The sequence below is a fragment of the Pseudarthrobacter sp. RHLT1-30-1 genome (genome assembly GCF_059383415.1).
Window position 1 is genome coordinate 154,040 of record NZ_JBWZCG010000005.1, and the last position, 8,494, is coordinate 162,533.

The 8,494-nt window shown below is 65.3% G+C and carries 7 protein-coding genes and 1 pseudogene; 2 read left to right on the plus strand and 6 right to left on the minus strand.

Translation table 11 applies throughout. The annotated features are described in order from the left end of the window. Positions 1 to 80: 80 nt before the first annotated feature. Positions 81 to 1,367, minus strand: coding sequence for an MFS transporter (locus tag AC50YM_RS06165; protein ID WP_494956087.1), 1,287 nt, complete (start codon positions 1,365 to 1,367; stop codon positions 81 to 83). A 16-nt stretch (positions 1,368 to 1,383) separates the two neighbouring features. Next, positions 1,384 to 2,628, minus strand: coding sequence for a M20 metallopeptidase family protein (locus tag AC50YM_RS06170; RefSeq protein WP_494956088.1), 1,245 nt, complete (start codon positions 2,626 to 2,628; stop codon positions 1,384 to 1,386). Positions 2,629 to 2,763: 135 nt separating this feature from the next. Here AC50YM_RS06170 and AC50YM_RS06175 point away from each other — a divergent pair, with 135 nt between their 5' ends. After that, positions 2,764 to 3,798 (plus strand): Lrp/AsnC family transcriptional regulator, encoded by a 1,035-nt coding sequence (locus AC50YM_RS06175; protein WP_494956099.1) that lies wholly within the window; start codon positions 2,764 to 2,766, stop codon positions 3,796 to 3,798. A gap of 657 nt (positions 3,799 to 4,455) precedes the next feature. Then, positions 4,456 to 4,806: a DUF3846 domain-containing protein gene (locus AC50YM_RS06180; RefSeq protein ID WP_494956089.1), complete on the plus strand. Its 351-nt coding sequence runs from the start codon at positions 4,456 to 4,458 to the stop codon at positions 4,804 to 4,806. Between the two features lie 170 nt (positions 4,807 to 4,976). Here AC50YM_RS06180 and purU read toward each other — a convergent pair whose 3' ends face one another. From purU to AC50YM_RS06200, 4 genes and pseudogenes are all read right to left on the minus strand, one after another. Further along, positions 4,977 to 5,891, minus strand: coding sequence for a formyltetrahydrofolate deformylase (gene purU / locus AC50YM_RS06185; RefSeq protein ID WP_494956090.1), 915 nt, complete (start codon positions 5,889 to 5,891; stop codon positions 4,977 to 4,979). Further along, positions 5,888 to 7,354 carry an amino acid permease gene (locus AC50YM_RS06190; RefSeq protein WP_494956091.1) on the minus strand — a complete coding sequence of 489 codons (1,467 nt, stop codon included), beginning with the start codon at positions 7,352 to 7,354 and terminating at the stop codon, positions 5,888 to 5,890. The genes purU and AC50YM_RS06190 overlap by 4 nt, the downstream gene beginning before the upstream one ends. Next, positions 7,351 to 8,175: a methylenetetrahydrofolate reductase gene (locus AC50YM_RS06195; protein WP_494956092.1), complete on the minus strand. Its 825-nt coding sequence runs from the start codon at positions 8,173 to 8,175 to the stop codon at positions 7,351 to 7,353. Before AC50YM_RS06195 ends, AC50YM_RS06190 begins: the two co-directional genes overlap by 4 nt. A gap of 19 nt (positions 8,176 to 8,194) precedes the next feature. Further along, positions 8,195 to 8,494: pseudogene (locus AC50YM_RS06200) on the minus strand (lipoyl synthase); the annotation flags it as partial.

Here is an 8,494-nt window from a genome sequence, read left to right on the forward strand (position 1 = left end):
CGCCCGGACTCGGGAGGCGATTCTGAGGCATACCGCCGGGAATCATTTGACCGGGACCCTATGCCCCGGGGAAACCTCGGCTAGTGCGTCAGGTCCTTGCCCTTGGTCTCCGGGATGGTGAAGACGAACAGCGCGCTGACGATCAGCAGGACCACGGCGTACACGTTGAACACGTTGGAGAGGCCGATGGTGCCCAGCCAGGTCTGCAGGTACGGTGCGGTCCCGCCGAACACGGCCACGCAGATGGAATACGGGACGCCGACGCCGATGGTCCGGATGCTGGTCGGGAACAGTTCCGCGTACACGGCCGGGACGATCGCGGCGCTGGCGGCGATGAAGATCAGCATCACGGACATGCCCACGGCCAGCTGCCAGGCCGAATCCTTCAGCAGCCAGGTCATCGGGAAGTGCATGACGGCGCTGCCGATGGCTCCGGCCCAGAGCACCTTCTTGCGGCCGATCCGGTCGGACAGTTTGCCCCAGAAAGGCAGGGCGGCAATGAACACGATGTTGGCGACGACGCTGGCCCAGAGGGTTTCGCCGCGGTCGATCTTCAAGACGGTGGCGGCGTAACTCGGCGCCACAACGCCCCAGATGTAATAGATCACTGTGAGGCCCACGGTCAGCCCGACGACCTGGAGGGCCTGCTTGCGGTGCTTCACAATCTGAGGCCAGATCGGCGCGCGCTTCTCGGTGGTCGTTTCGCCTTCGAAAGCTTCGGTCTCGTGCAGCTTGGAGCGCATGATCAGGGCGTACAGGCCCAGCACGGCGCCGACCAGGAACGGTACGCGCCAGCCCCAGGCATTCATGGCCTCGGCGCTCAGGGTCATATTCAGGATCGCGCCCAGCAGGGTGCCGGCCAGGATTCCGGCCGTGCCCGAGGTGTAGATCAGGGTGGCCCACAGGCCGCGCTTCTCCTTCGGGGCCACTTCGGAGAGGTACGTCTGCGACGACGGCAGCTCGCCACCGTGGGCCAGGCCCTGGACCAGCCGGGCGACCAGGAGCGTCAGCGACGCCCAGACCCCGACGGCGGCGAAGGACGGCGCGACGCCGATCATCAGGCTGCCCAGCGACGCGAGGCCGACGGCGAGCGTCATGGAGGTCTTGCGGCCAATGCGGTCGCCGATCCAGCCGAAGAGGAATCCGCCGACCGGACGTGCCACGAACCCGACGGCGAAGATCGCCAGCGTGGCCAGCACTGCCGACGCCGGATCCGCCTTGCTGAACAGCTGGCCGGCAATGAAGGGCGTGAACGTGGCGTAGATCGCCCAGTCATACCACTCGACGGCGTTTCCGATACCGGTACCGAGGAGGGTCTTCCGGGTGGCCGCCCGGCTGGCGCGCTGCGGGTCAACGATGGTGGTCATGATTTTCTCCGGAAAGTTAGGGCTGGGAAGCGGGGGACGTGGGAGTGACCGCGGCGAGGGTCGCGATGCGGGCAATGGCAAGCTCTGCGTAGAGGGCTGCACCGTCGGCGAGGACGCCGTCGTCGAACATGGCGTAGGGGGAGTGGTTGAATGCGGTGGCGGTGTGGTCCGCTCCCGGGGCGACGGCACTGAGCCCGATGAAGGTCCCGGGCACCTCTTCCATCACCCGGGAGAAGTCCTCGGATCCGCTGAGCGGGGTGGCCCAGCGGGTCAACCTGGCGTCGCCGAACAGGTTCTTGATGGCTTTCTCCGCGGTGAGGGTCTCGTTCTCGTCCGTGATGCTCAACGGGTATTCGGCGCGGTATTCGACGTCGACGTCCAGGCCGTGGGCACTGGCGATGCCCTTCAGGAGCATCGGGACTGCGGACATCATCCGTTCGCGGGAAGCATGCGAGAACGTCCGGACGGTAGCTTCGATGCGCGCTGATTCGGGGATGACATTTTTTGTGGTGCCCGCGTGCAGAACGCCGACGGTCAGGACTACCGGGTCGAACATGTTGAACTGCCGCGTGATCATGACCTGCAGCGCGGTCACCATCTCGGCGGCTGCCGTGACGGGGTCCTTGGCCTTGTGCGGCGCGGAGCCGTGGCCGCCGGCGCCGAGAATCGTGACGAACAGCCCGTCCGAGGCGCTCATCATCACGCCCGGCTTGGTGGCGAACTGGCCGTACGGCTCCAGCGAGGAGAAGACGTGCATGCCGTAAGCGGCGTCCGCGCGCCGGCCGGCGGCGTCCAGCACCCCTTCACGGATCATGTGGCCGGCGCCGTCGTAACCCTCCTCGCCCGGCTGGAACATCAGGACGACGTCGCCGGCAAGTTGTTCGCGGCGTTCGGCTAGCAGCGTGGCCGCCCCGGCCAGCATCGAGGTGTGAAGATCGTGGCCGCAGGCGTGCATGGCGCCGTCGGTCCTGGAGGAGTAGTCCACGCCGGTGCGCTCCTGGACGGGAAGGCCGTCCATGTCCGCGCGCAGCAGGACGATCGGTTTGTCCGCGGAGGCGTGCGCTGCGCCGCCGCGCAGAACTGCAGTGACCGACGTCGTCGATTCACCGAGGGTGATCTCATACGGCAGGCCGTCGAGTGCTTTAAGGACTTTCGCCTGGGTGCGGGGGAGTTGGAGGCCGATCTCGGGTTCCTGGTGAAGTTCGCGGCGCAGCCGGGCGATGTCGCCGTGCAACTCCCTGGCATCTGCTGTAACCGACATATGGTCCCGCTTCCCGAACGTTTGGTAAGTGCTTCCCCCAATTGTGAAGTGACTGGAGTCACAGGCCTTTGAATCGCTGGAAAAATGCAGTTCTATGCTGAGAACACAGGATTCATGCAGCGAAGGGAGATCCTGATGGAAGTCAGTGAAGAAGACCTTCAGCTGGTCAACGCGCTCCAGATCGCACCACGGATCAGCTGGTCCGACGCCGCCGGCATCCTGGGTGCCCACGCCACCACGCTGGCCGCCCGCTGGGAACGGCTGAGAGCCTCCGGTGTCGCCTGGAGCACGGCGCATTCGATGGGCGATCCGAAGCAGATGTGCCTGGCGCTTGTGGATGTGGACTGCGAGATGGCGTCGCGCGCCGGCGTCACGGCCGCGCTGGCGGCCATCCCGGAAGTGGTCACCGTGGAGGAGGCCGCCAGCAACCGCGACCTCATGCTCACCGTCATTACACCCACGCTTGCGCAGTTCAGCGACGTCGTGCTGGCGCAGCTCAAAGAGATCCCGGGGCTCACCAAGTACCAGACATCGTTGTGCACGCGGTTGCACTCGGGCGGGTACGCGTGGCGGCTGAACGTCCTGGACAAGTCGCAGATGGCCGCGCTTCAGGCGCTCGCCGGGCCCGAGGCTTCCGGCCCCGCAGCTGCCGGCAGCCAGGGACCGCCGCTGCCGCAGAGCCACCTGGACCTGATCCCTTTCCTGGCCAAGGACGGGCGCGCGGCGGCCGCGGATATTGCCCGCACCCTGGGACGGAACCCAGCCACGGTCCAACGGCAGCTGAACCGTGTGCTGGCCAGCAGGATGCTCTCCTTCCGCTGCGAAATTGCGCAGAAGTACTCGGGCTATCCGGTCAGCTGCCAGTGGTTCGCCAACGTCCCGCCGGGCCAGCATGAGGCCGCCGCCGCCGAACTGCGCAGCTTCCGCAACGTCCGGCTCAGTGCCTCCACTACCGGCCGCACCAACTTCGTGATCCTGATGTGGCTGCATTCCCTGGCGGACGTTATGAACGCAGAACAGGCGCTCCAGCTGCGGATCCCCGGCATCGAGCTGGTGGAAAGCGTGGTGGTGCTCAACACCGCCAAACGGGTCGGCTGGATGCTGAACCCGGACTCGACGGCGACCGGCGCCGTCGTCGTGCCCGTTGCCGAGCTGGCGCCGACGGCCTGAGCCGCACGGTCCCGCAGTTCGAGCTCCATTCCGTTGAAGCGGAAATTTCTGTGCTTGCCTGGCGGTGTGTGGGTGAGGAAAGATCTCTTTTTCTGCGGAGGAAGTTCGGAGCCTGAAAGCCCGCGGAAAATTTACTGGCGAACACCCCATAAATAAACCTATTTCCTTCGGAATCGGGACGAGGGAGGCCGGCTCGACCGAATGCGATCCGCTGCAATTTTTCGGGAGGGCCGGGTGGGTGCGGGGACGGGACGGGGACGGGCTGGGAGCGGTCCCGGTTCCGGAGGACAGGGCGCGTCCGCGGGCGGTCAGGGCCCGGGCTATCCGGGTGAGCCAGTCATCGTGCCCGTCGCAGGGACAGGCGCACAATGCGACTTGGATCCCATAACTGGCATTAAAAATATAAGTCTGTATGGTATTGGAAAGATCGATCCTAGAAAGGCAGTGATTCCGTTGTCAGGAAAGTCTCCTAAAAGTGGCAGTGTCAAAAAAACGGGGAAGTCAATTCTCGAAAAAAGGGCAGATAAAAAAGCAAAATCAGAAACAAATGACCTCTTCGCGAAGCCGCGCAAAAACCAGCGCTGACAAATTGTCGGTGATCGGCGGGCAGGATCTCACCTGGTCCCCGGCCACCTGCGACTCCGGAAAGGACAGCGCGTGCGCACCACCTGTGCAGCCCTGATTGTGCCGGCCCGGCTCAGCCAGCCAGTGCGCGTCGAGACCATCGACCCGACCCTGACCACCCTGCAGGAGTTGGTGGAAGGCAACGTCGAGGCAATCACCAGCAGCGACTGGCACGTTTACCTGAACGACGAGGGAAACGCCATCAATCTGCCCGGGAACGGCCGGGCCGAAGTGCTGATCCGGGAAGCCGGTGTTTATCTGGAGGACACGTTTAACGGAACAGCCGTGTTCCTGGGCCACGGACGGCACGTCAACAGAGCGGACGCGCCCGGACACCTGATCCGGCTCGCCGAACGGCTCTTCGACACCGCACTGGCAGCCTAGCTCCGGTTACCGCACATCGGCTGCTCCGTAGACGCCCTTTGTGGGGGGCTGATAAGGGCACTTGCGGAGCAATCGATGGACATTTGGAAACGACGACGCCGGCCGGTCACCTGTTCAGGTGCCCGGTCGGCGTCGTCGGCGTCGTGCATATGTGTCGGAGGGCGGCCTGCCTACCGCAGGATGACCGTCCGGTTGCCGAGCAGCAGAATCCGTCCCTCGCAGTGCCAGCGCACGGCGTTTCGCAGGGCCGCGCACTCGGCGTCCCGGCCCACCGCCACCAGATCGTCGGCGGTGTAGGTGTGGTCCACATCAATGACCTGCTGCGAGATGATCGGGCCCTCATCCAGTTCCGCGTTGACGTAGTGGGCAGTGGCGCCCACGGTCTTGACGCCGCGGTCGTAGGCCTGGTGGTAGGGCTTGGCGCCCTTGAAGCTGGGCAGGAAGGAATGGTGGATGTTGATGGTCCGTCCCGCCAGCTTCGCGGAGAGCCCGTCGCTGAGGACCTGCATGTAGCGGGCCAGGACCACGAGTTCCACGTCGAGTTCGTCCACGATTTCCAGCAGCCGGGCCTCAGCCTCCGGCTTGGAGTCCTTGGTCACCGGCAGATGGAAGAACGGGATCCCGTGCCACTGCACCAAGCCCTCCTGGTCGCGGTGGTTCGAGACGACCGCGACGATTTCCACCGGGATATCGCCGGTCCGCGCCCGAAACAACAGGTCGTTGAGGCAGTGGCCCATCTTGGACACCATGACCAGGACCCGGCGTTTGCGGCCATGCGGTTCCAGTTGCCAGTTCATCTGCCACTTATCCGCCAGGGCCGTGAAGTCTGCGCGCAGCTGCTCCGTGCTGAACGACTCCGGGGCGGAGGAGAAATGGACCCGCATAAAGAAGTGCCCTTCCCCGCGGTCTCCGTACTGCTTGTTGTCGATGATGTCGCAGCCGTGCTCCAGCAGGAATCCCGAGATCGCGTGCACAATCCCGGGGGATTCCGCGCAGTCGAGGGTGAGCACGTGCTCGGCCGTTACGGCCGGCTCCGCCGGCTCCACCGGCTCCTGGGTGGGAGCCGTCGTCGTTGTGGCTTTCATCGCTTCAGCCTTTCCAGGTCCGCGTCAGCGTTCGGTTCCATGTCCTGGGCGAGCTCGGCCTGGAATGTGGCGTAGCGGGCCAGGTGCGCCGGGCGGCGGCGCAGGATGGCCCAGGCGATGCCGAGGAGGATGAACCAGACCGGCGTGACCATCAGGGCCAGCAGCGTATCCGGCTGCGTGGTCAGGGTCCAGATCACAAAGGCGAAGAACGCGAAGACAACCCAGACCATGGGGACGCCGCCGGGCATCTTGAACTTGGACGCATCATGGAGCTGCTGGCGGCGCTTCCGGAAGGCAATGTAGCTGGCCAGGATGATCGACCAGACGAAAACGAAGCAGACCGCGGACACCGTGGTGACCATGTCAAAAGCCTTGCCGATGTCCTGTCCCGCGTACATCAGCACGACGCCGGAGAGCAGCAGAATGCAGGTCAGGAAGAGGGCGTTCCGGGGCACTTTGCGGCCGGAGAGCGCGCCGAACATGCGGGGGGCGTCGCCCTCCTGGGCCAGCCCGTAGACCATGCGGGAGGTGGAGTAGATACCGGAGTTGGCCGAGGACATTGCCGAGCTCAGCACCACCAGGTTGACCACTGTGGCGGCGGCTCCCAGTCCGGCCAGGGAGAACATGGCGATGAACGGGCTGTGCCCGGCGGCGAACTGGGTCCAGGGGGTGACGGACATCAGGATGATCAGGGCGCCCACGTAGAAGAGCAGCACACGGATCGGGATGGAGTTGATGGCCCGGGGCAGGTTCTTCTCCGGGTCCTTGGCCTCCGCGGCCGTGGTGCCGACCAGTTCAATGCCAACAAAAGCGAACACTGCGATCTGGAAACCGGCGACGAAGCCCATGAATTCGTTCGGGAAGAAGCCGCCGTGGCTCCAGAGGTTGCTGAAGGTGGCCGGTCCGGCGTCGGAGCTGAAGCCGCTGAAGATCATGAACAGGCCGACTACGATCAGGGCCGCGATGGCGATGATCTTGATCAGCGCGAACCAGAATTCCGTCTCGCCGAAGGCCCGCACCGTGGTCAGGTTCAGCAGCAGGAGGATCGCGATGGTCACCAGGCCGGGGATCCAGAGCGGCAGGCCGGGCCAGAGTTCCTTGGAGTAGCCGGCGATGGCTATAACATCCGCGATGCCGGTGATGACCCAGCAGAACCAGTAGGTCCAGCCGGTGAAGAACCCGGCCCAGGGCCCCAGCAGGTCCGCGGCGAAGTCGCTGAAGGACTTGTAGTTCAGGTTGCTCAGCAGCAGCTCGCCCATCGCCCGCATGACGAAGAACAGCATAAAGCCGATGATCGCGTACACGAAGATGACGGAGGGTCCGGCCGCCGAGATCGTTTTGCCGGAGCCCATGAACAGGCCGGTGCCGATGGCGCCGCCAATTGCGATCAGCTGGATGTGCCGGTTGCTGAGCTGTCGCTCAAGGTGCGGGGCTTGCGCCGCGGTTTCGGTCTGGGTTTTCATTCTGCTCCTCGAATGGTCACGAGTTTGGTGGTTGCGGGGCTCGACGGTGTTGTTGCCTCGCCCGTCTCGGCGTTCAGTTGGTTAAAAGTGTAAAAGTGGATGCCTGCGACCCTGTCCGGGTGTTCGGCCAGCTCGGAGATCAGCGACGCCGGCTGGTACCGTTCCCCGCTCAGCAGCCTGCGGGCGAGCGGGCCTTTGCGGCTCAGGAATTTCAGCGAGGCGCCGACGCCGATCTGGGTGCCCAGCGCGACCAGCCTGGTTCTCGGCACGGGACCGGCGACCCCCGCCCAGACCGGCAGCTCCACGCCTTCGCGGCGCAGCAGGCCGACATAGTCGACGATCTTCGGGGCGGAGAAGCACATTTGCGTGACCACGTGGCTTGCCAGGTGCTGCTTGGCCAGCAGGGCGTCCAGCAGGTCGAGCCCGGCGACGGAGGGGTGGCCCTCGGGGTAGCCGGCGACACCGATGGAGATGCCGCCGCCGGAGTACTGGGCGATGTCGTCCATCAGCGCGGCCGCCGTGTCGTAGGGTCCGGCGGCCCGGGTGGAGTCACCGCCGATGGCGAAGACTTCCCGGATCCCGGCCGCGTCGCAGTCCCGCAGGATCTCGACTAGCTGGGCGCGCTGCTGCAGGGCGCGGGCCGCGAGGTGCGGGACCACCGTGTAGCCCAGCTCCGCGAGCTGGACTGCGACGCGCATGGTGCGCCCGATGCCGTGGTGCGGCAGGCAGGTGATGGTCAGTGTGGTGCCCGGCGGCACGGCCGCGGTGACCTTTTCCACGATTCCCTCGGAAGGGATGATTTCAAGTCGTGTGGGGAACATCGTTGGTCCTTTACGGGTGTCAGACGCCGGCATGTGCGGCGAGGAGTGAGCTGGCTTCCTGGCGGGTGGTGCCGGAGCTTTCGATATGGGCGAGCTGGGGCGGGATTTCGCGGCCTTTTTTGCGCATGGCGGTGGCCCAGAGCCGGCCGGCGCGGTAGGAGGAGCGCACGAGCGGTCCGGACATGACGCCGAGGAAGCCGATTTCGTCGGCCTCGTGCTGGAGGTCCACGAATTCCTGCGGCTTGACCCAGCGGTCCACCGGGAGGTGCCGTTCGGAGGGGCGCAGGTACTGGGTGATGGTGATCAGGTCACAGCCTGC